16 protein-coding genes are annotated in these 21,569 nt (G+C 50.5%); 8 read left to right on the top strand and 8 right to left on the bottom strand.

Annotated features, from left to right (window positions below):
* Nucleotides 1-23: 23 nt before the first annotated feature.
* The 4 genes from MJZ26_11840 to queA all read left to right on the top strand — a co-directional run bounded on the left by MJZ26_11840 (nucleotide 24) and on the right by queA (nucleotide 3,404).
* The gene (locus MJZ26_11840) at nucleotides 24-92 is read left to right on the top strand and encodes a hypothetical protein (protein MCQ2106468.1); all 69 of its coding nucleotides are present in this window, start codon (nucleotides 24-26) and stop codon (nucleotides 90-92) included.
* A gap of 130 nt (nucleotides 93-222) precedes the next feature.
* Nucleotides 223-1,353, top strand: a complete 1,131-nt coding sequence (locus tag MJZ26_11845) for a BON domain-containing protein (protein MCQ2106469.1) — start codon at nucleotides 223-225, stop codon at nucleotides 1,351-1,353.
* Between the two features lie 12 nt (nucleotides 1,354-1,365).
* Nucleotides 1,366-2,349 (top strand): WYL domain-containing protein, encoded by a 984-nt coding sequence (locus MJZ26_11850; GenBank protein MCQ2106470.1) that lies wholly within the window; start codon nucleotides 1,366-1,368, stop codon nucleotides 2,347-2,349.
* Between the two features lie 11 nt (nucleotides 2,350-2,360).
* Nucleotides 2,361-3,404 carry a tRNA preQ1(34) S-adenosylmethionine ribosyltransferase-isomerase QueA gene (gene queA / locus MJZ26_11855; protein MCQ2106471.1) on the top strand — a complete coding sequence of 348 codons (1,044 nt, stop codon included), beginning with the start codon at nucleotides 2,361-2,363 and terminating at the stop codon, nucleotides 3,402-3,404.
* Between the two features lie 16 nt (nucleotides 3,405-3,420).
* Here queA and MJZ26_11860 read toward each other — a convergent pair whose 3' ends face one another.
* Together MJZ26_11860 and MJZ26_11865 are read right to left on the bottom strand one after the other, a co-directional pair.
* Entirely contained in the window at nucleotides 3,421-3,780 is a 360-nt protein-coding gene (locus tag MJZ26_11860) for a hypothetical protein (GenBank protein MCQ2106472.1), read from the bottom strand.
* A 332-nt stretch (nucleotides 3,781-4,112) separates the two neighbouring features.
* Nucleotides 4,113-4,940, bottom strand: coding sequence for a nitrilase (locus MJZ26_11865; GenBank protein MCQ2106473.1), 828 nt, complete (start codon nucleotides 4,938-4,940; stop codon nucleotides 4,113-4,115).
* Nucleotides 4,941-4,978: 38 nt separating this feature from the next.
* Here MJZ26_11865 and MJZ26_11870 point away from each other — a divergent pair, with 38 nt between their 5' ends.
* Together MJZ26_11870 and MJZ26_11875 are read left to right on the top strand one after the other, a co-directional pair.
* Nucleotides 4,979-7,354, top strand: a complete 2,376-nt coding sequence (locus tag MJZ26_11870) for a carboxypeptidase-like regulatory domain-containing protein (protein ID MCQ2106474.1) — start codon at nucleotides 4,979-4,981, stop codon at nucleotides 7,352-7,354.
* 264 nt (nucleotides 7,355-7,618) lie between these two features.
* Nucleotides 7,619-8,347 carry a peptidase M15 gene (locus MJZ26_11875; GenBank protein MCQ2106475.1) on the top strand — a complete coding sequence of 243 codons (729 nt, stop codon included), beginning with the start codon at nucleotides 7,619-7,621 and terminating at the stop codon, nucleotides 8,345-8,347.
* An 86-nt stretch (nucleotides 8,348-8,433) separates the two neighbouring features.
* Here the strand turns inward: MJZ26_11875 and MJZ26_11880 are convergent, their stop codons facing one another.
* Together MJZ26_11880 and MJZ26_11885 are read right to left on the bottom strand one after the other, a co-directional pair.
* Nucleotides 8,434-9,399 (bottom strand): threonylcarbamoyl-AMP synthase, encoded by a 966-nt coding sequence (locus MJZ26_11880; GenBank protein ID MCQ2106476.1) that lies wholly within the window; start codon nucleotides 9,397-9,399, stop codon nucleotides 8,434-8,436.
* Nucleotides 9,400-9,513: 114 nt separating this feature from the next.
* A complete protein-coding gene (locus tag MJZ26_11885) occupies nucleotides 9,514-12,423 on the bottom strand; it encodes a DUF349 domain-containing protein (protein ID MCQ2106477.1) in 2,910 nt (969 codons plus the stop codon).
* Nucleotides 12,424-12,646: 223 nt separating this feature from the next.
* Here MJZ26_11885 and priA point away from each other — a divergent pair, with 223 nt between their 5' ends.
* A complete protein-coding gene (priA, locus tag MJZ26_11890) occupies nucleotides 12,647-14,617 on the top strand; it encodes a primosomal protein N' (protein ID MCQ2106478.1) in 1,971 nt (656 codons plus the stop codon).
* Between the two features lie 10 nt (nucleotides 14,618-14,627).
* Here the strand turns inward: priA and gmk are convergent, their stop codons facing one another.
* The 4 genes from gmk to MJZ26_11910 all read right to left on the bottom strand — a co-directional run bounded on the left by gmk (nucleotide 14,628) and on the right by MJZ26_11910 (nucleotide 20,729).
* On the bottom strand, nucleotides 14,628-15,185 hold the full coding sequence (gene gmk / locus MJZ26_11895; protein ID MCQ2106479.1) for a guanylate kinase: 558 nt from the start codon (nucleotides 15,183-15,185) through the stop codon (nucleotides 14,628-14,630).
* 68 nt (nucleotides 15,186-15,253) lie between these two features.
* Nucleotides 15,254-16,183: a glycosyltransferase family 2 protein gene (locus MJZ26_11900; protein MCQ2106480.1), complete on the bottom strand. Its 930-nt coding sequence runs from the start codon at nucleotides 16,181-16,183 to the stop codon at nucleotides 15,254-15,256.
* A gap of 6 nt (nucleotides 16,184-16,189) precedes the next feature.
* Entirely contained in the window at nucleotides 16,190-18,799 is a 2,610-nt protein-coding gene (locus MJZ26_11905) for an NPCBM/NEW2 domain-containing protein (protein ID MCQ2106481.1), read from the bottom strand.
* Nucleotides 18,800-18,818: 19 nt separating this feature from the next.
* Entirely contained in the window at nucleotides 18,819-20,729 is a 1,911-nt protein-coding gene (locus MJZ26_11910) for a M6 family metalloprotease domain-containing protein (GenBank protein MCQ2106482.1), read from the bottom strand.
* 235 nt (nucleotides 20,730-20,964) lie between these two features.
* On the opposite strand from MJZ26_11910, the gene MJZ26_11915 reads away from it, so the two are divergent.
* Nucleotides 20,965-21,569 (top strand): transketolase (locus MJZ26_11915; GenBank protein ID MCQ2106483.1); only part of this gene is annotated, 605 nt, incomplete at its 3' end.

The raw sequence follows: 21,569 nt of genomic DNA on the forward strand, positions 1-21,569 counted from the left end.
CCGCTGGTCCTGGCCTGTGGGAAATGTTCGAAATCATCGGTAAGGAAGAAACACTCCGCCGTATCGACGTAGCCCTCCCGCTGATGGGCTAGTTTTCTCGTCAAATCAATGCGTGCTCTTTTTCCTCATAGGTTGTACACTCAAAGGCTTTTCTGCCGCCGTTGCCAGAAGGTAAGGGAGCACGGCATATTTGCCCGAGAGAATTATTCAACCTACGGGGGAATGGATTCCCACATCCCGCTTCTGTGTTGCTGTGACCGCTGCCAAACTTTGTTCATTGCGTTTTCCCACGAGTTCAATTTCTGCAGACCAGATCAGGTGAATCGGGATTACGCCAAGATTTACGGCCATAACCGCATTGTACCAGGCAATTGGGTTTACTTCAAGGGAACTCCCAAGCCAGGCTTGGTAAAGAGTGTCTTTAACGGTCCCGAAAAGGAAATCGTGGAAATCAGCTACGATGGTGGAACCTACCAGAAGGTGGAGTGCCCCAAGGTATCCATAGAGAACGAAGAATCCCCCGAAGGCTATCGTCTGCTCCCGGCCCAAAGCGCTCACACCTTGTTGGGTGATTATGTTTATCATGCCATTCGAGACCAGTTTGGAATAGCTGTGGGCCTCGTCAATGATGGTGAAAAGGACAAGCTTGCGGTTTGGCTCAAAGACAGAACCCTTGTGTTCATAACGCTTCCTGGAAGCCATCAGAATCTTTCAAATGACAAACTCCTGGCTGTAGTCCGTGGGAAACTGATGCAGTTGTTCCCGAAGGAAATGACCAAGGTCAATGTGGAAGTGGGGCAGGGAATTGTCTATCTCAATGGACTTGCTCGAAACCTATTGATTAAGCGTGCTTTGAAGGCTTGTGTCAATGGTCTTCCTCAGGTTCGCGGCTGTGTGGATAATGTGAGGATTCAGTCTGACACCTATGCAACGGATGCCCAGATAGAAAAAGCCATTCTTGGCCTGTTTGAAACCTCAAGTTGTCGCTATTATGATTATTCTGTGGACGTTTCCTTTGGAAAGGTAACGGTCAAGGCTAGCTGTAGTGAATCCAGCTACAACAAGGAACTGGAAAACCGCATCGCCGAAATCCCGGGTATTTTGGATTTGTCGTTCTTGGTTAGTGTTGAACCGGAAGATTCTGCAGAATCGATCCGTCAATGTCGACTTCTGGAAATGGAACTTTCCAAGAACAACTTGCTGCACGGTGCATTGATTCGCGTGGCTTACACTCGTAAAAAATTCCTTTTGGAAGGCTCTGTCCGTTCAGCCTTGCAAAAACAAGTGGCTTTGCTGACTGCTGTAAAGTGCGTTAGATCTCCAGCCATTGAAAACCGTTTGAGATTGATTTAAAGGAGTATTACCATGGCTTCTGGATACGAAAAAATCAGCATCATGAAAAGTAAGCTGAAATCAAAGATGACTGTACCCCAGTTGGCAGCAGCACTGGGCTGTGGTCCTCGCACCATATTCCGTCATCTTCAGGTTTTGGCCGAAGAAAACTGCGGATTGCGTCGTTTCAAGGAAGGTGGTGAAACTTACTACTGCATCCAGACCGACGCAGAGGTGAGCTTCAATCAAGGTATTGTCAAGCAGCTTGAAAGGGTAAAACGCACCCTGTCTGCAACGGAAGCTTCTGACATCAAGAGCTCCAAACTTCTGGATAAGGTTATCGAAGCCATGCAGACCACCAATCCCGAGGATTTCAAACCCGAGGCCATTACGACGGACCCGGACTTTATTCTTGATTATGGTCCTTTCAGCGACAATAAGCTTCAGGACACCATGGTAAATAAGGTTTTGAAGGCTATTCACGAGGGCTTCAAGATCAAGATGCACTACAAGCATTCTTCAACAAGCGAAGCTCCCGAAACCAAGGAAGTTTCTCCCATCAAGGTCATTATGCGCATGGATACCCTGTACCTGATCGCCATCGAAGATGACTTTGAACAGACTCAGATTTTCAAGAACTTCCTGTTTGAAAACATTGACAGCATTCAGTTGACTAACGTGTCCTTTATAAAGCCTGCCTTTGACGCCAAGGTTCACTACAAGTACACCTTTGGAAAGTATACAGGCAACGGCCCTGTAGAAGATGTCTCCCTTGAAATCAAGGCTAGTTCAAAGTGGCTTCAGACCCAGTTCGAACATGCTCATTTCAATCCTGAAATTACAAAGCGCTACGACAAGAACAAGAACATGGTGGTTGACATGAAAATCCGAATAACTCCGGATTTTATCACCTGGCTCATGGGCGTTTCTTCTGACGTATGTATTCTTAAGCCTGCGTCTCTCAAGGCTTCCGTCAAGGAGTCCCTGATGAAGGCCTTGGCTGAAATTGATGGCTAGGATTTGGCGAGATGGAACACAATCTTTCTGATTATAGTTTTGAATTTCCTCCGGAACTGATTGCTAGTCGTACAGCAGGGAAGGGCAAAACCCGCATTTTACATTGCCCTAAGGATGGCGGTGAACGCCACATCATGAAGGCATCCGAAATCGTTGACCTTTTCAAGGCCGGCGACTGTCTGGTGGTCAATAACACAAAAGTGATTCCTGCTCGCCTGTATGGAAAGACCATGCACGATGGCGAAGTGGAAACCCTTCTTGTTCAGGCGCTGATTCCGGCTCCCTCCGGTGAAGCCCGCTACGAAGCCCAGGTCCGTCCGGGTAAGGCCTTCAAGGTTGGCCGTGAGTTAATGATCGCTGGTGTCAAGACTACGGTGGAGTCCATTAACGAAGATGGTTCCCGTGTGCTGCGTTTTGCGGTGACTCCCATTGAACTTGAGGCAGTGATGAATGCTCAGGGACATGTGCCGCTGCCGCCCTACATCAACCGCCCTGATGACGAAGAAGACAAGAAGGCTTACCAGACCATCTTTGCCAAGTATTCCGGCGCGGTGGCTGCTCCTACAGCAAGTCTTCACTTTAGCGAGGAAATGCTTGACGCCTTGAAGGCAAAGGGTGTCAAGGTTGCCGAGGTAACGCTTCATGTGGGGCCAGGCACCTTCCAGAACATTTCTGTGGAAGATTTTACCCAGCATAAGATGCACGGGGAGCATTACGAATTGACTCAGGAAAATGCTGACATCATAAACCAGGCAAAGGCTGCCGGCGGCCGCGTTATCACTGTTGGTACCACCAGTACCCGTGTGGTGGAAACTATTGCCGACGATAACGGCGTTGTTCGTGCCCAAAGCGGTGTGACACATGCCTTCTTCTATCCGGGTTATCGCTACAAGATCATTGATGGCCTGCTGACCAATTTCCATTGGCCTAAAAGTTCCCTCATTCTTCTTGTGTCTGCATTCTACGGCCGTGAGAATACCTTGGCCGCCTACAAGATGGCTGTGGAAAATCGTCTAAAGCTGTTTAGCTATGGCGACGGCATGCTGATTTTATAGCGGAAGCCTCGACTTTTTATTTTGCACTGCGGAGAGGAGAGAAGTAGCCTTGCTGCCTCAGGGTGGCAAGAATTTTCAACTGTATTTCCTGAGGTTCTGCTAGTAGTCCGTCTAGAACGAACTGGGGAATTCTTTTTTGAGGCTTGAATTCGTTGGGCAGGTCCTGATAGTCGCCCAGCTGCCATGCCACGAGCATCTTTTGTATAAAGCTGCTCCAGGGGAAATTGTCTGTGGGCTTCAGGAAAAATCGTGCGGGCTTTTTCCCATCTTTCCCTTCCAGCAGAAGGCTCCCGTCTTTATGGCAAGAAAAAAGCACAGCCTGCCGTTCCTCGTTTTGAGTGGCAGGCTGTGCGGGAATGACTACGACAAGGCGCAATGCGCAATTCCTTAGGCAGCGAGTTCTCGCTGGATCTGGGAGTACTGATAGTCGGAAATAGACGTGATCTTGATTACGAAATCACGAGTGACTCCAGCCTTGATCAGAGCTTTGGCGTATTGGAGCTTGCTTTCTTTAGACATGACTAACCTCACGTACCAGAGTGTTTATTTCCGTTAACGTAGAGAAAAGTACATTTATTTTTTGACATTTGAAAGTCAAAAAAGTTGCCGAAAATGTTACGAAATCAAAGAATTGATTCTAATGTGTTGATTGTCACGGAGTTGCAGAGAATGTGCGAAAAAAGCTACTGTGACCTGTATCATTCTTTTCTAGACTATTCCGTTTAAGACGGGGAAATTCTTGCGGTATTCTTCCTGTGATTTTGAATAAATTGTGCATTTTATCACACTTTCGTCTGTGGAATTTCCCGATGCGAGGATTTCGCCCAATGGGGAAATGACCAGGGAGGTGCCGCCCAGCGGAATGCCGCCGATTGCGTTTTCCTGGGTGGAAACACCATTGACAGCCGCAATGTAAACTTGGTTCTCGATGGCCCTTGCTTTTAACAAAGTAATCCAGTGCTCTATTCTTACTGCGGGCCAGGCTGCCTGTACTGTAATTAGGCGGGCACCCTTCTTTGTGATTTCACGGAACAGCTCTGGGAATCTCAGGTCATAGCAGATTGCGGAACCTACAGGCCAATGGCTGCAAGCCCCGTCGTTATTGGGTTCGCTGCTGGGTGTAGAAGCTATTTTGAATAAACTAACATCTATTCCCGAGTTGAATTCCTTTAACTCCGGAAAGAAGGGATGGACTTTGTCATAGCAGGCAATTTCCGTATTGCAACCAGGCACATATACACTGGAATGGTTACGCAGTCTGCCGTCGCTGTTCAAGGCAATTCCTGCACCTATTACGGTACAGCCTGTTTCGTTGGCCAGGTCGCTGAGGAATTTTGCGGTTTCGCCTAGATCACTGCTGCTGAAATCCTCCGCATATTCCGCGGGATTCTTGGGCAGGTAACCTGTGGCAAATGTCTCGGGAAGAATGATCATCCCACCGGGGCGAACATTGCCTAATAGAGAACGAACCTTGGCGAAATTTGTTTGCTTATCGCCGAGGGTAGAATTCATTTGCACCAGGATTACGTCTAGCATAGTGGCTCGAAATATAAAATTATTCTAATTTATGTGCTATGAAGTTTCGTTCTCTGCTATTGCTGATTCTTGTTACTGTAGGCTTTGTTTTTGCTGCTACCCCTGCAACGATCATGGGTGTGGTCCTTGAAGCTGAATCTGATTTGCCCATTAAGGGTGTTTCGATTACCTATGCCTCGGGTAAGGTTCTTGGTGAAACCAACTCTGACGGTCGATACGAACTGACCGTTGATTCCAAGAACGCCTCCCTGATTTTTAAGAAGGATGGCTTTGACAGCGTATTGGTGGAACTTCAGGACTTTGCAGACCTGTACGACATGGTGGTGACTCTTTCTACCAACGTCCGCAACCTGGGTGCAAGTACCATTATCGGTGGCGAAGCAGAAAAGGCCCAGTGGACAGTGGAACGCAAGGTGAACCTGGACAAGCTGGAAGATGCTGCTGGCATGCGCTTTGACGTAACGGAACATTTGAGCCAGATGCCGGGTATTTCCGGCCAGAAGGACTTTAGCAGTGCTCTTTACTATGATGGATCCCGTGCAGGTGACGTGGCCTACCACCTTGGTCGCCTTCGAATTCCCAATATGCGCCACCTCGATGTGGGCTTCCCGGGAAACCTGTCCGTAGTCAATCCTCACATCTTGAGCGGAATCGAAATCCACGATCACTATGGCGAAGGCCCTATTGGTCAGGGTCTTGCAACTTCTGTCCAGTACATTCCTGAACAGACCAAGGGCGATTGGGGCTTGAGAGGCTCTGCGGGCATTACCATGCAGGAAGTGGTGGTAGATGCTCCCTGGCTGTTCTGGGATAGCTTCCGCTTTGCCTTCCGTCGTCAGGATGGTGAAATGTTAAAGAACCTTGGCGAAAAGTTCTTTACCGAGTTCAAGAAGCGTAGCAAGGAATGCGGTGAAAGCTGTAACGTAAAGTCCTCTGATCCCTTTGACCTGGAAGCCTTTGACGTGTATGCGCAATTCAATGGCGCCGATAGCAACGGCAATACCTGGGCGCTTCGCACACTCTATAGTTCCGACGAATACCGCATTAGCCAGGATACCTCCACTTCTGTGGACCAGACAAACTCCATCGATATCATCGAAGGGGAACAGACCTACCTGGTGATTGGCGCCGAGTACGTTTCCCGCTTTGGTACAAGTGGCCATGCCGGTATCGTTCGCGAATACTTGAGCGATACTTTGCGTGATACCACGGGCTTCCGCAGCACATCCAATTCCAAGGAAGCGGCGACCTTTATCGACGGTTACGAACAGACCCACACCACAATCAGTGGCGGTTTGGACAAGAACTTTACCGGTGATATCCTGGGTTCTAAACTGAGTGGCGCTGTTCTTTATGAACATCACATCGTGGAACGCGGTTACCCGGACTTCGGTGATACCCAGTCCCAGGATTACCAGACCGGAGTGCTTTCTGGTGCAGGCCGTTTGAACTGGAAGAGCGATTATTCCCAGAAGATTCTTTCTGTGGGTGCTGTGGCTGACTGGTCTGAACATGATGCCGCTCCTACGGCTTCCTTCGACTACGAACAGAATCTGTCCAAGGTAGACACTGCCTACTGGCGCCTGTTTATGAATACCGCCTACCGTAGCGACTGGAAACCTTGCTATGACGATGGCGACTTGAAGGGCCGTCTGGAATCCGGAGCCTCGCTCAAGGTTGGCGTTGGATATAATTCCAAGTATCTCGTTGGCCAGGTTTCCGGCTTTGGACGTTACTACAACGATCCTCTGCTTCCCATGCCCAAGGCTTATGCGCAGTACAAGGACGTGACTCCTGTGGACTTTGCCTGGGTTACCGGTGCATCGGGTACCGTGGAATTCAAGACTTCCCACCATTTCTCCATGGCGACAAACGTAAGCTCTGTCTATGGTGAGTACGAACTGGATGGCGGAAGCTCCCTGCCGTGGGAAGCCAACTCCCGCTTCGACATTCTTTCTCACTTCCGCTACTATCCCCGTAACGACTCCATCGTTTCTGTGATTGTAACCCATCATGCTGCATTGAATCGACCGCTGTATTACTACAAGATCAATCCCTCTTACACATTGGTGGATGAAAACGGAGACTTTGAACGCGGCAACGGAACCCGCCGCCTTAAGGATTATCATGAGTTCACGGATATGTTCCGCACCGATGTCCGCGTGAATCTTGACCTTGTCGGCAAGAAGAGCTTCTTCCAGAGTGCCCGCTTCTACGTGGAAGTGGATAACATCTTTGCTAATCTCGATGTTTCCGCCCTTAAGTTCCTGGGTTCCGATAACGAACGTGAACGTTCCTGGGTAACTCGCGACAAGAACGAAAGTTCTGTGGATGGCTATGACCTGGTTCCCTTCCTTGCCAAGGGTATGGGTCTGTACGTACAGTTCGGTGTAGAAGTCCAGCTGGGAATCTAGTTAGAAATGAAATGCGGTCAAAAGGAGTTGGATAGCTCCTGGAATGACCGAGAGAAACAACAAGACTCGTCATCCTGGTGCGACCAAACGAAAGAATATGGAACGTCATCCTGGTGCGACCAAACAAAAGAATATGGAACGTCATCCTGGTGCGACCAAACAAAAGAATATGAAACGTCATCCTGGAGGGGCTTTGCCCCGATAGGATCCAAAACGATGAATGTTACCTGTAAATTGCAACACTTTGCTTAAGGGCCACATGTTATGATGTTTAAAAGCTTTCTGCTTACGGCATTTGTGCTTGTCGGGCTTGCGGTGGCACACCCTACGGAGGTTCCCTTTGAGCCTAAGAAACCTGCAAAGCCCTTGCGATATTGCTCTTCCGTAAAGCAGTGGCTGGAATACGCCAAGTCGGATACCAGTCTTGTGGAGATTACCAACATGAAGGGAATCCGCATGGACCTTCGTTATGGTACTTTTAATAACGTAACGGGCCATGACCTGTATTGCGGTGTTCAGCGGGCGTTCTTGCATAAAGATGGATTGGCCAAATTGCGCAGGGCGCTTAAGATTATAGAATCGGAAATGCCTGGCGCACAGCTGGTGATTTTTGATGCGGCTCGACCCATGTACGCTCAGGGTGCATTGAAGGCGGCGGTTGTGGGTACGCCCTACAGCAATTATGTTTCTTCGGGCAAGACGGGCGGGCTCCACAACTACGGCCTCGCTCTGGACCTTAGCCTTACGGACGAGAACGGCGAGCTGCTTGATATGGGAACCGACTTCGATTCCTTTGAACGTTGTGCGGGAGAAGTGGGCGAGGCCGACGCTCTTAAGAGCGGCCGCCTTACGCAACAGCAGGTGGATAATCGCAACAAGCTCCGCAGTATAATGAAACGCGCCGGCTGGGTAACGCTAAATTCCGAGTGGTGGCATTTTAACGCCTATACCCGCAATTACACCAAGGAAAACTACCCGCTGTTTCCGCTGTAGAAATCGTAGAGATGAACGCTATGCTTATTGTAGGCTAGGGCGTTTTTAAGGATTGCAAAAAAGGTGCCGTGAGGCACCCTTTTAAGTTACGGCAGCACCTTGATGCTTGCTCGCTTTAGACGGTCGTTTAACGCCATGCCCACGCCCTTGTTTGGAATGGGGTCTACCAGAATCAAGTCGTATTCCGGCAGGTCCAGGTCGTGCATGTAGGCGTAAAGCTTTGCGGTGGCTTCGAGCATGTCGCCCTTTTCGGACAGGTTCAGTGTGGCGGGAATGGCGCCGGGCTGATCGCCGAAGGCGATGCGGACAGTGCGCTTAGGCAGAGCGGTGCCGGCGGGAACTTCACCGTAGTACAGAGGAACCGTGGGGCGGTAGTGGGTGTCGCACTGCCCGGGGGCCGCCATGGCCTGGCCCGGCTTGGAGGTAGACTCCTTGATGGCGACCTTGCCTAGAACCTTCTCGATCATCTCGGGCGTGATTGCGCCGGGTCGCAGCACCGTGGGCTCTCCAACCAGGGAGACGATGGTGCTTTCAACGCCTACGTCACAGCTGCCGCCATCTACGATGCCGGCGATTCCGCGGTCTGCCAGCTGGTCTGCCACATGTTGGGCTGTCGTGGGGCTTACGTGCTTAAAGAGGTTTGCGCTGGGGGCTGCCAGAGGAATTCCTGCCTTGCGAATGATTTCCTGGGCCACGGGATGTGCCGGGAAACGAACCGCCACAGAGGGCAGGCCGCTGGTACAAAGATCGGGAATGCAGTCCTTCTTGGGAAGGATCATTGTCATGGGGCCCGGCCAGTAGGCTTCTGCCAGCTTGTAGGCTGCCTCGGGAATATCCTGGGCAACGTCCTTCAGCTGGTCGATATGGCAGATGTGCACAATCAGGGGATCGAAGGTAGGACGTTCCTTGATGGCGAAAATCTGCGCCAGGGCCTTGGGCTCGTATGCGTTTCCTGCAAGACCGTAGACGGTCTCGGTGGGGATGCCCACAACCCGCCCCTCTGCAAGCAGACGGGCGGCTTCTTCAACGGATGTCCAAGGAGGAAATTTCATGATGGCTCAAAGTTAGAAAAAGCATCGTGCTATTGCAACAAAAAAGGACGGCATCGCTGCCGTCCTTAAGTTCTTCAGGGTGTCATCTCGGTAATGCCGAGATGAGCTGTGCCGCTAGGCCTCTGTTGCAGGAGCTTCGCCTTCAGCCTTGGCTTCGGTTTCTTCTGCCTTGGGCTCATCCTTGCGACCGAAGGCAAATACCTTGTCGCAAGCGGTGTTGAAGCGGTTCCAAGTCTTTTCGGAATGTTCGCGAGGAACAGCGCCTACTTCCTTCCAGAGGCGACGCAGGTGCTTCACCTTGTTCATGGAGGCGGCAACAGTAGCTTCACTCAGGTCGGTGAGCAGGTCTTCGGCCTGTTCGCAAAGGAGCAACTTCTTCTGGAGGTTGTTCTGGCGAGCCTGTTCCTGAATGTCGAGCTGGTCGCGACGACGGGTAAAGAAGTCATCGCAGGCTTCACGGAAGGTCTTGTAGAGATCCTGGTCTTCTGCACCGCAGGAACCGATTTCGCGCCATTCCTTCTGGGTTTCGCGGACGGCATCTGCCAACTGGTTGGAGCCTGCGCTGTCTGCAAACTGCTTGACCTTTTCGATCATTTCGAGTTTCTTTGCCTTGACTTCTGCCAGGGTAGCGCTGAGGGTTGCGTCTGCGGCAGCGAGGCGGGCGAGAATCTTGTTGTAGACAGAGTTGAAACGATCGCTGATGGATTCGACTGCTTCCTTCGGGACCATGCCTGCAGCCTTGTATTCGGCTTCCAGAGTCTTCAGTTCGTCGAGAGTTCCCTGGGCGCTTGCGTCCATGGCTTCAAGCTTTTCGCAAACTGCGGACTTTGCGTCAAGATTCTTCTGCTTGGTAGCGTCCATTTCTTCGAAGTGGGCGCGCTTCTTTTCGAAGAAGCTGTCGCAAGCGGTTCTGAAGCGGGTCCAGATTTCGTCGGACTTGCTCTTGGGTACGGGGCCGGTGGCCTTCCAGGCGTCCTGAAGTTGCTTCAGCTTATTGGATGTTGCGTTCCAGTCGCTGGATTCGCTGATGGCTTCGGCTTCGACGCAGAGTGCAACCTTCTTTTCGTAGTTGGCTTCTCTGGATTCGTCTTCGGCCTTCAGGTTTTCCTTGTGCTGGGCATAGAAAGCGTTGGTGGCAGCCTTGTAACGTTCGCTGAGGGCGGCTACGTTGTCCTTAGGCACCATACCGATATTCTTGAAGGATTCCTGCAGTTCCTGTACAGACTTGAACTTGTCCTTCCAGAAGATTTCTGCATTGGCAACCAGTTCTTCGATCTTCTGGCAGATGGCTTCCTTGTCGGCCAAGTTCTTGAGGCGTTCAGCATTCATCTCTTCGATGAAGGCGGAGCAGTTTTCCTTGATCTTTTCGTAGTTGGCCTGGAAACGGTCGCGGTAGTCCTGGAGCTTTGCTGCGGACACGTTACCGATTTCCTTCCAGCGGTTGGACAGGTCACGGAGCTTGTTGAGGACAGCCTGGCTGCCTTCTTCCTTGGTCAGAGCGTCCATTTCTACAAGCAGTTCGTCGCGGGCGTTTTCGTTACGCCAGTTTTCCCACTGCTGCATTTCCTGGAAACGGCTGGTGGCGGCCTTGTATTCCTGCCACAGGTCGTGGTACTTGAACTTCTGTTCGCCAACGATTTCCTTCCACTGGTTGTAGCATTCGCGGACCTTCTTGTTCAGTTCGCGGAAGTCTTCATTTTCGTCGAAGGACTTGACCTTTTCGATAATGGCCTTCAGCTTTTCGGAGTTTTCTTCAACCAGCTTCTTGGAGCTTTCGGTAAAGGCGGTAATCTTTTCGGTAAGCTTGCTTCTCAGGGCGTTGTATGCCTGGAGTACGGGATCTTCGCCTTCCAGCAGCGGGAGCTTTTCCCATTCGCGGACAATGGCGTGGAGATGCTTGCCGGTGGTTTCGCTAACGTCGGTGTCGGCCAGAGCCTGGAGACGTTCCAGCAATTCCGGACGAGCGGATTCGTCGATGGCTTCGGGGACCTCGGTCTCTACAACGGCGGGTTTCTTGACTTCTTCAACCTTGAAGAAGGCGTTGTTGAAACGCTTGACGAGGGAGGCGTCCATAACGGACTTGCCTTCGTTCCATGCGGCAACAATGGTGTCTACACGTTCTGCGCATTCGGCAATCTTGCCGTCGGCGATAATCTGTTCCAGTTCTTCGAGGCTTGCTGCAAGGCTCTGAACCTTTTGTGCCAGTTCGGCTGCGGCCTTTTCCTTGGCAATCTTATCGGCGTTGGCTTCTTCATAGAACTTGATGAAGCTTGCATATACTTCGTCCAAGGTGGCCTGGAGATCACCCATGCCCAGTTCGGAGGCTTCCTTGATCAGGGCTTCAAACTGAGGCTTGGCGCTGATGGGGTCACGCTGGGCTGCCAGGAAGTGGGCCTGCTGGATCAAAGCTTCGCGCTTGCCGGCCAGGAGGGCTGCAGCCTTCTTGCCACCGTCTTCTGCTTCGCGCTTGGCACGGATCTTTTCGGAAACGGCCTTACGGACGGAGGTGTGCTTGGAACTCTTGGCGATGTCTGCCATGAGAGAATCGGAAGTAACCTTTTCTGCTGCGGCCAAGGCAATCTCTTCAACTGCGTCGCGGGTTGCCACGGCGGCGAGGATGCTGGGCTTGTTGCAAATTTTTACCAGTTCCTTGCGAAGTGCGTCGCAAGTGGTGTTGGACTTCAACAGGTCTTCTGCAAAGTGGGTGTCCTTGATGTCGGAGAGGTAGGCAAGCTCTTCGTTGGAGACGGATGTTGCGGACTTGAGCTTTTTGACGACTTCATCCAGGTAGCGGTTGGCTGCCAGTCGGCGTACGTTTTCGTCGGTGTCATTCTTAGAAATCTTCTGAAGGACGGCGATTGCGTTCAATTTCTTGACGGCTGCGGTTCTAACCTGTGCATCAGAGTCGGAACTGGCAATTTCTTCGATGATTCCCTGGTCGTTTACTTCGGTCTCAACAGACTTGGCGCGGACGGCGGGGTCAGATTTTTTCCAGTTCGGCTTTACAAAATCAAAAATGCTCATAGAAAGTTCTCCAATAGGTAGGCAAGCTCCTGAGTCGGGGCTTGTATAACATAATCTAACTAAAAAACTTTTTTTAAATAAATAAAAGTGCAATTTTTAGGCACTTTTTAGGTTATTAACTATCTTTGTTCCCGTGGCAAAACGAATTCCAAAAAATAAGGCCCCAGAAGAGGTTCATTCCAAGGTAAAATCCGCCCAATTGACGGATTTTTGCGAGGTGTATGTGCCTTTGGCACCTGCCGTGTATACTTATGGGGTGCCTGTAGGAACAAAGCTTTGCCGAGGAAGCGTTGTCTGGGTTCAATTTGCCACTCGTAAAAAGCCTGTCCTGGCAGTGGTTTCGAAGGTTCATCAGGATCGTCCTGACTTTGATGTGCGCCTGGCTTATCCTCATCAGTCTGGCTTTGTTTTTAGCGAAAGGTACATGGAAAACCTGGAGTGGGTGGCGCGGTACTACGTTTGCACACCCATGAAGGCTTTGTTCGTTTTTCTGCCTGCCGACTTTGACAGGTTCCTCGATGCCCTTGCCGTGTCGCCCGGTGTTCAAAATGTCCCGGTTGCACCGGTGGCCCTGCCTCCCAAACCGGACCTGCCATCACTGACATTGGAACAAACTAACGCGCTCAATGTTTTAAAACAAAAACTGGATGGAGATGGCTTTAGGGGCGCTCTATTACATGGCGTAACAGGTTCAGGGAAAACCCGTGTTTACCAGGAATTGGCGTACGAGGCTTTGAACCAAGGCAAGAAGGTTTTGATTCTTGTTCCTGAAATTGGACTTACTCCCCAGACCCTGAAGCGCTTTGAAGATTTTTTGCAGGTTCCTGTTGTTGTCCTGCATTCTGCACTATCCGCCCCCAAGAAGCGTGAAGGTTACGTTTCCATTATGAAGGGGGAAGCCCGTGTGGTTCTTGGAACCCGCAGCGCTATCCTTGCGCCATTTGACTTTGACCTGGTTATTCTGGACGAGGAACACGACACCTCCTTTAAGCAGCAGGATCCTGCCCCCAGGTACCATACCCGAGAATTGGCGTATCATTTGGCCTTCAAGTACGGCGCCCTGGTGGTGCTTGGAAGTGCGACCCCGAGTCTTGAAACTTTCAACAATGCCAAGGCGAACAACCTGACTATTGTGAACTTGAAGGAACGCGCGACCCAGGCTCCCTTGCCTGCGGTAAGCATTGTAGATATGACAAGGCAACGGCAGCAGAAGGGGATACTTCTTTCTCCTGCGTTGCGAGAGGCTCTTTGCGACTGTGTCGAGGGGGGAGACCAGGCAATTGTCCTGATGAACCGTCGCGGCTATTCAAAGATTCGAGTCTGTTCTGAATGTGGTGAAACTTTGTACTGTAAGCATTGCCACATTCCTCTAGTTTACCATAAGCAGTACGGCTCTCTTATGTGTCATTACTGCGGTTGCCTTTATCCGGTAAACACACCTTGTGGTAGCTGTGGTGCAGATACCTACGAGTTTGTTGGTGGCGCAATCGAGATGCTGGAAGAGGAAATCCAGCAGTGGATTCCCGGTGCCAAGGTGATTCGTATGGACCGCGACACTACGCAGAATATCGGCGCTTCCGAAAAGATTCTGGAGTCCTTCCGCAACCGCGAATATAACATCCTTATCGGAACCCAGATGGTGGCCAAGGGCCATGACTTTCCGGGGGTTCGCCTGGTTGGTGTGGTCGGCGCCGATACGGGCCTTGGGATTCCTGATTTCAGGTCCACCGAGAGATTGTTCCAGCTCTTGAGTCAGACGGCAGGACGCGCTGGCCGTGCAGGTGGAGACGAACGCCCGGGTCATGTGCTTATCCAGACTTTGAAACCGACGGAGCCTGTCATGCAGTTTGCAATCCGTCACGACTTTGATGGCTTTGCCCAACAGGAAATGCAGAACCGTCGCGACGCCTGCTACCCGCCATTCTGTAAGCTGGTGGAAATCAGTTGCGGTTCCCGAGACGAGGGCTTGCTCCAGAGCACAATGAAACGTCTGGAGGCAATCCTTCGGGCTGATTCCAAGTTGATGGTCCTTGGTCCGGTGGACGCCTTTGTCCCTGTTGTCCAGAACGTCCGTTGGGCTCGCCTTTACATCAAGACTCAGGACCTTGCTCCTGTACGGCGGCTGCTTTCTCCCATAATAAACAGCCCGAAGCCTTGGGCCCCGGGCGTTGAAATCAAAGTCGAGATCGATTAGTTTCGACTTGCTATTTCTTTAAGATGGCTCGCAGTTCGTCTGCGGCTTTTTCCACGTCATCGTTGACGATGACGTATTCGTACTTTCCCTTGGTCTTGGCAAATTCAACTTCCTTCTTGGCGTTGGCGAGACGGAGCTGAATGACTTCTTCGCTGTCGGTTCCGCGACCACGGAGGCGGCGTTCCAATTCTTCGTCGCTAGGCGGAAGAATCAAGATGCCCGTGGCAGTGGGGTAGACCTTGTCAAAGTTGACCTTGCCGAAAACATCAAGGTCAAAGAGAACTCGGTTTCCTTCGGCTAGAGTCTTTTCCACAAAACTCTTGGGTGTGCCGTAATAGTTTCCGTGGACTTCGTTCCACTCGATAAGACCATCTTCCTTGATCAGCTGTTCGAATTCTTCCTTGGTCTTGAAGAAATAATGGACGCCGTCTACTTCGCCGGTTCGAGGCTTGCGGGTGGTTGCGGAAATGGAATACTTGATGTCCGGAAAATCAGGAAGGACCATCTTCTGCAAGGTGGACTTTCCTGCGCCACTGGCGGAACTCATTACGAATAATTTTTTCTGCATAGATATAATTCGGTTTTGGTTAAAGGATAAAGGATAAAGGATAAAGGTTAAAGGATAAAGATATTTCTTTACGCTTTAAACTTTACGCTATTCTTGTCTTCAATGTACAGCGGACGTTGCTTGACTTCATCATAGATTCTTCCGATGTATGCCCCTAGAATGCCGATGGTCATCAGCTGGACGCCAGAGAAGAATACGATTGCAGTCATCAGGGATGCCCACCCAGGAACGGTTGTTGCTGGAGAGAGAATCTTTTCCAAAATAGACCAGATGAAAACGCCGAAACCGACTAAGGTTGCGAAAGCACCCATGTAGAAACTGATCTTTAACGGAGAGGAACTGAATCCGGTAATGCCGTCTACAGCGAGGCGGACCATCTTTTTAAGAGGGTATTTGGATGTGCCTGCGGTGCGTTCTGCTCGGTCGTACTTTACGCCGATTTTCTTGAAGCCGACCCAGCAGACTAGGCCGCGAAGGAACCTGCTTCGTTCCGGAAGGTTCTTCAGCTGGTCTACGACACAGCGGTCCATAAGGCGGTAGTCGCCGGTGTCGGGAGGAATGTCGATGCTGGTCAGCTTACCAATAATTCGGTAGAAGGCAAAGGCGGTAAAGCGTTTGAACAGGGTTTCCCCCTTGCGCTTGTTGCGTTGAGCGTAGACAACCTGGTAACCTTCACGCCATTTTTCCATCATTTCGTGAATGAGTTCCGGAGGGTCCTGCAGGTCGCCATCAATAATCACAACGGCATCGCCTGTGGCGTGGTCCAGGCCTGCGCTGAATGCTGCCTGATGTCCAAAATTTCTGCTGAAGTTTACGATCTTGTTGTTGGGATTGCCTGGTAAAAGACTTTCCACAATTTCACGAGTTCGGTCCTTGGATCCGTCGTTCACAAAGATCAATTCGTGCTCAACGTCTTTCAGAACGTCCTCGAGAACCTCGTAGGTCTTGGCGACGATTTCTTCTTCGTTGAATACGGGGATGATTACGGATAGTAGCATCTTTACCTACGGGATAAGCACAGCGTTTACAAAGTCTACGTGACTGCAGTCGATTCCTGCCTTGGGAATGGACTTCAGGGTTAATTTCTGAACGCCTTCAATGCGGGCAGTCAGCGTGTGGACGATACCGTTCTGGAATACAGGGCTGGCAGCAAGCTTTTGACCGTCACCTTCAATTTCTACGAAAACGCCTTCGCTGCAGAGGGATTCGTCATCAAGGCCAACGCTGGTACGGAATGCACTGAACTTTCCTTCGACGTTAAAGACCGTTGTAGAAGGAGCGTGCATGCCGAAACCGTTGGTAAATACGTTGCCGTCGATGGTGAGCTTATTGCCTTCGATGGATTCGTTCTTGTGGATTTTTCCCCAGCCCTGGCTGTGGCTTTCGTAGTCCACGTCCGACAAGGAAACGATTCCGCCGGCGTTGTTGAAGTAGGAACTGGATACGTCGGCGATTCGCTTGCGGCTAGTTCTATTGCTTACGATAAAGCGAATCTGGTTGTAGCCAGGCTGCATTGCGTCTACGGAAATCGCCTGCACTGCGGTGCCCTGTTCATAGGTTTCCGATGCGACAATCTTGTTGTTCACAGTAATGACCAAGTCCCAGTCTCGGCTTGCCTGGCTTGTTTCGTTCAGAGAGTACTTGAACAATACGGAGTCGGTTACGATGACGTTTACATCAGTATTCTCGTCAATCTCGTGAAGATTGGATTCTTGCGCCGAGGCTTTTACCAGGCTTGGTGTTTCTACGGCTATGACGTTCTTGGTGTTGTAGCTTCGTCTGCCATTGAACTTGGCAATTTGAACCCAGTAGTTATTGGTGATCAAGATGTTCTGGACGCCATCCAGGTCCATTTCCTTTTCGAAGACATCGCAGGTTGTGGGTATTCTGTGTTCCACAGCCTTTTTATGGTAGGTCTGGCTATCCCAGCAGTCTAGCCCGCGGATGTAGTAGACTTCGCCTTCATACTTGTCTACAAGCGCCTGGAGGTTTTCGGAACTCATTTGGCGAGCCCGGTCGTAATGGATCGAAGAAATTCCGTAACCCACAAAGTGCCAGGGGCGCCCGTAAATGAACAACCTGTCCTTCTTGGGCATTTCCTTGAGCCAGTTGAGGATTTCGTATTCCTCGATGGTCAAGTGGTTACGGTTGTACATGATGTTCTTGTTGAAGTCTTCCTTGTAATGGGCAGTCCAACCGGTGAAACCGAGGGCGGCGCACAACGCGGTGGCTAAGGTCACCTTGGCCAGAGCCGGGCCCGTCGTCATGCTTCTGGCTGTTGCCGAGACAAGGTGGGCAACAGGAAGTGCTGCCACGAAGGCCATGCTGGGGAGCATCACCAGGCTGTATCGTTGGTTGATTTCGATGCTAAAATCGCCAGAGACGTTTTCCAGGATGACATAGGTCTGCAGATGATAGAGGACGAGGAAGGCGAGAATCTTGAGGTAAAGGAACTTGTCTTCGCCTTTCTTGGAAACAATGTCGTATACCGCCCTGAAAATCAGGTAGATTCCACCAATGGCAAACAGGTAATTGAAGTAGGTCAGGAACGGATTGGACAGCTCTCCGTTTTCCTTTAACGGCTTGGTCATGACTTCCCAGTTCTTGGCAAGGTCTTCTAGGAAGTGTCCATGAGCCTCAAACTCGCCGCCCTGGAATCCAAAACCCTGGAAGTAACTGATGGTCAGAAGGACCGGTGCAGAGAACAGGGACAATGTGACAAAGAAGGTGGGAGTCTTGGCGCTCTTTGTTTCCAGCATCTTGGAAAGAGCAATCAGGATAAAGGGGGCAAAGCAGAAAACGGTTTCCTGTCTTGTCTGGCCGAAGAAGGCAAGAACCAGTGCAGCCAAGGCCCAGTGCTTCAGGGTGTTCCTGTCGTAGGCCCACTTGAACGTCAAAAGGGAAAGGGCGGAAAGGAAAATGTAAAGGGGCTCTACGGACATGGATCTGAACTGGAATAGAACCGTAGGCTGAAGTGCTGTAAGTAATGCGGCGAAGAATGCAAGCAGGGGCTGTCTTGTCCATGCCACAATGGCAAGGAACATTAGCAGAACCGACAGGGGTAATAACAAAAGTTCAAGGTTGAAAACCCAGTGAAGGTCGGTTCCAAGCAGGGGCATGCCTACCAGGTAAAGGAATGCCAGTCCCTTGGTCTTGAAACTGTTGGATTTGGCAACGCAGTTGAGTTTTCCATTTTCAAAGAATCCCTGGTTGCAGGTTCCGGATTCCTGGTTGTAGTACATGTTCTGTGCCAGGGACAGGAATATGCTTTCGTCACTTTGAACGCGGTGACGGGCCTCGATCTGGGTGCCTGCAAATATGGCTACGGCAATGGCAAAACACACTGCCAGAATGGAAAATCTTTTTTCGGGAAGTATTCCTTGAATCCAGCTGGCGATATCCTTACGCAGGATTACGATAAGGACGATTGATGCAACAAGTTGAATCAGGAAAAGTGGGAGAGGAAGACTTAAGTCCAGTTGACGGATAAGATCTTTCTGCCCCACATTCGGTCCAAGATAAATCAAGAAAGGAATGGCTAGCGCAACAATCAACCCGATGATAGTACCGGGGTGTGCCAGGTTCTTTACAAGTCCAAGTATATAGGATTTCATTCCATAAATATAAGATTATTTATCGAATGGCCTTGGTATAGAATGGCTTGCCTTGATGAGTTATATGGATTATGAAAGGATGGCTGACGTCTTGCAGTTGAATTTCAACGGAGGATTCGTTTAAATTCCTGGACATTAAAAGGTTGCCGTTGGGGCTGACCAGATGGAGCTTGCTGTTGCCCTTGGGAAGATTCTGTACAGACAAAGTATTTTTACGGAGGGCCACATTGACATTGTTTGCCCTTTGGGCTACAAGAATCTGGCTTTCGTCGCTACTTGAGGATTCCTCTGGAGGTAATTCCGTCTCGCTGCTGGACGATACTTCTAGGTTTTCGCTACTGGACGATTTTTCTCGGCTTTCACTGCTGGAAGAAAGTTCCGGTTCTTCACTGCTAGAAGATACTGCCTCTTCGCTGGAAGAACTTTCCTCGGTTTCGCTGCTGGAGGAAATCTCCTCGCTGGATGAAGAAAGAATTTCGTTTGCCAGGCTTGCGTTGAAGGATACGAACCTGTAACCGCTATCTTCAGTGATGTCGGTCAGAGCGATTTCCATGTCGGTCTTGTCCCACATGATAAACTTGTCGAAACGGCTGACCTTGTTGCGGCCTGTGCCAGGGAAGACATCGGTGGTGATGTTGTAAAAGCTGCCCTTTCCATCTGCTTCGATAAGGTCCACATGCATTCGTTCCGGTGTATTCACCTTGGCTGAATCCCAGATGTTCTTGTTGTAGTCGATGTGCCAAATCAGCATGCCGTGGTTGGGGAGTCCAATGTCAAAATCAACGGGGCTGCGGTATTCCATCAGGTAGAACTCGTCGCGGTTCTCGGGATTGGTAACCTGCAAGGCCATGCTGTCAATGCCATAAAGGTTTGTTGGACCAGATTTGGTTAATTCCGTTGCCTTGAGCCAACCTAGGGATATCTTTTCGAAGGCGGAAAGATTGGGTGGCGTACATGAGACAGGGTATTCGTTGTAATAGCAGTTGTAGGAACCTAGGTCCATGACGTCCCAGTTGCCTGGGGTGAAAAGACTTTCGTCGGAGGAATAAATGTCGGCTAGCCCAAGGATATGGCTAAACTCGTGAATGAATGTTCCTACGCCTGCAGGAATCTTTTTCCCCTTGGTGTATGCCATTCCGTCTAGTTCCGCGGTGCAGGCGTAGGGCTGTACGTAATATTTCGGAGTCCTGGTAACCTGCTTTCTATTGGGAATGTACCACATGTGTGGCCAGATTGTTGTTTCGACACCGGAATCGCTGGCTCCGGGCCCTGCGTAAATCATGTGGACGAAATCCAGATAATGATCACCATCCTGGTCGTACTTGTTGAAATCGATGGTACCCCACTTCATGAGGGTGTCTAGAGCTTCCATTAGTGCCACGGCGGCACCGGCGTCGCCATAGATAGACTTGGGGCCATATCCGGTAGCGGCATCCTTGGATAGTGTTACAGGGCCCACAACGTCATAAGTGGGGATGAAGGCTCCCTTTGAATTTTTTGTGAAATAGTCCTTGACACTACCTTGATTATTATAGTCGTGGAAGTCTTCTTCGTTCAGAAAACGGCTGAAGAAGGCCTCGGGTTTTTCCACAGAGAACTGAATGTCCTTGAACTGCACCAGAATGACGAGGGCTCTTTTTTCTCCGGAGTTCAGAACCGGCTTTAGGGCGGGCATCCTTAATGGTTGCGGAATGTATTCCCTGGACAGGTCAATGTCTTGGGTGAAATGTATTTGCTCGAAGGCTCCGTCCTCGAGGATTTTTCCGTCGGAAGTTACCTTGTAATGGTGTTTTTCGTCGCCGACGTCTTTTACCTGGATTGTGGAACCGTCCGGTTGGGTGACGGTGTAATACCTGTTGGATGCAGGCGCGGCCCAAATAGCCCCAACAAGGGCTGTTGCCAGAAGAACCGTCTTTTCCCAAATACTCATATCTTAAATATGTGTTTTTTTCGGGAGAAAAATCTTGTGCAAAGTTGATTTTACCCTCGTAACGTCCAAAATCAGGAAACGAACCACTGTCTTTTTGTTCAGTAAAAATGACCGGTTTTCGTGAGAAACTCTGATTTTGGACACGTTGGCTTGTGGGGTTGGTTAAAAAAAACTACATTTGGCTCAAATTTTTAGAACGGCTCATCGTTCTATCTATCTAGAGAGAGGTAAAAAAGTGCAAGACGCGATCGTTACTAAAGCGGCCGACAACGTTCGAATTCTTTCCGCTGCCATGGTGCAGAAGGCAAAGTCCGGTCATCCGGGTGGAGCCATGGGTGCTGCAGACGCTATCACCCTGCTTTTCGCAGAATTCCTCCGCTTCGATCCTGAAAATCCCAACTGGGAAGCCCGTGACCGTTTCTTCATGGACCCGGGCCACATGTCCGCACTTCTCTATTCCGAACTTGCCATCCAGGGTAAGCTCAACATGGAAGACCTGAAGAACTTCCGCCAGCTTAACAGCCGTACCCCCGGCCATCCGGAAGTGGACTTCGCCCTGGGTATTGAAAACTCCAGCGGTCCTCTGGGCATCGGTCATGCTGTAGCCCTGGGTAACGCCATTGCTGAACGCTTCATGGTGGAACGTTTCGGCGACATCCTGAACCACAAGGTGGTCTGCCTGGTTTCCGACGGCGGTCTCGAAGAAGAAATCGCCTACGGTGTGGGCCGCGTTGCTGGCCACCTCAAACTCTCTAACTTGATTTTCTTCTACGATGCAAACCAGGTCCAGCTGTCCTGCCGTTGCGAAGACGTGATGAGCCACGACTTCAAGAAGCAGTA

It is taken from the genome of Fibrobacter sp., from assembly GCA_024398965.1.
GTDB lineage: Bacteria > Fibrobacterota > Fibrobacteria > Fibrobacterales > Fibrobacteraceae > Fibrobacter.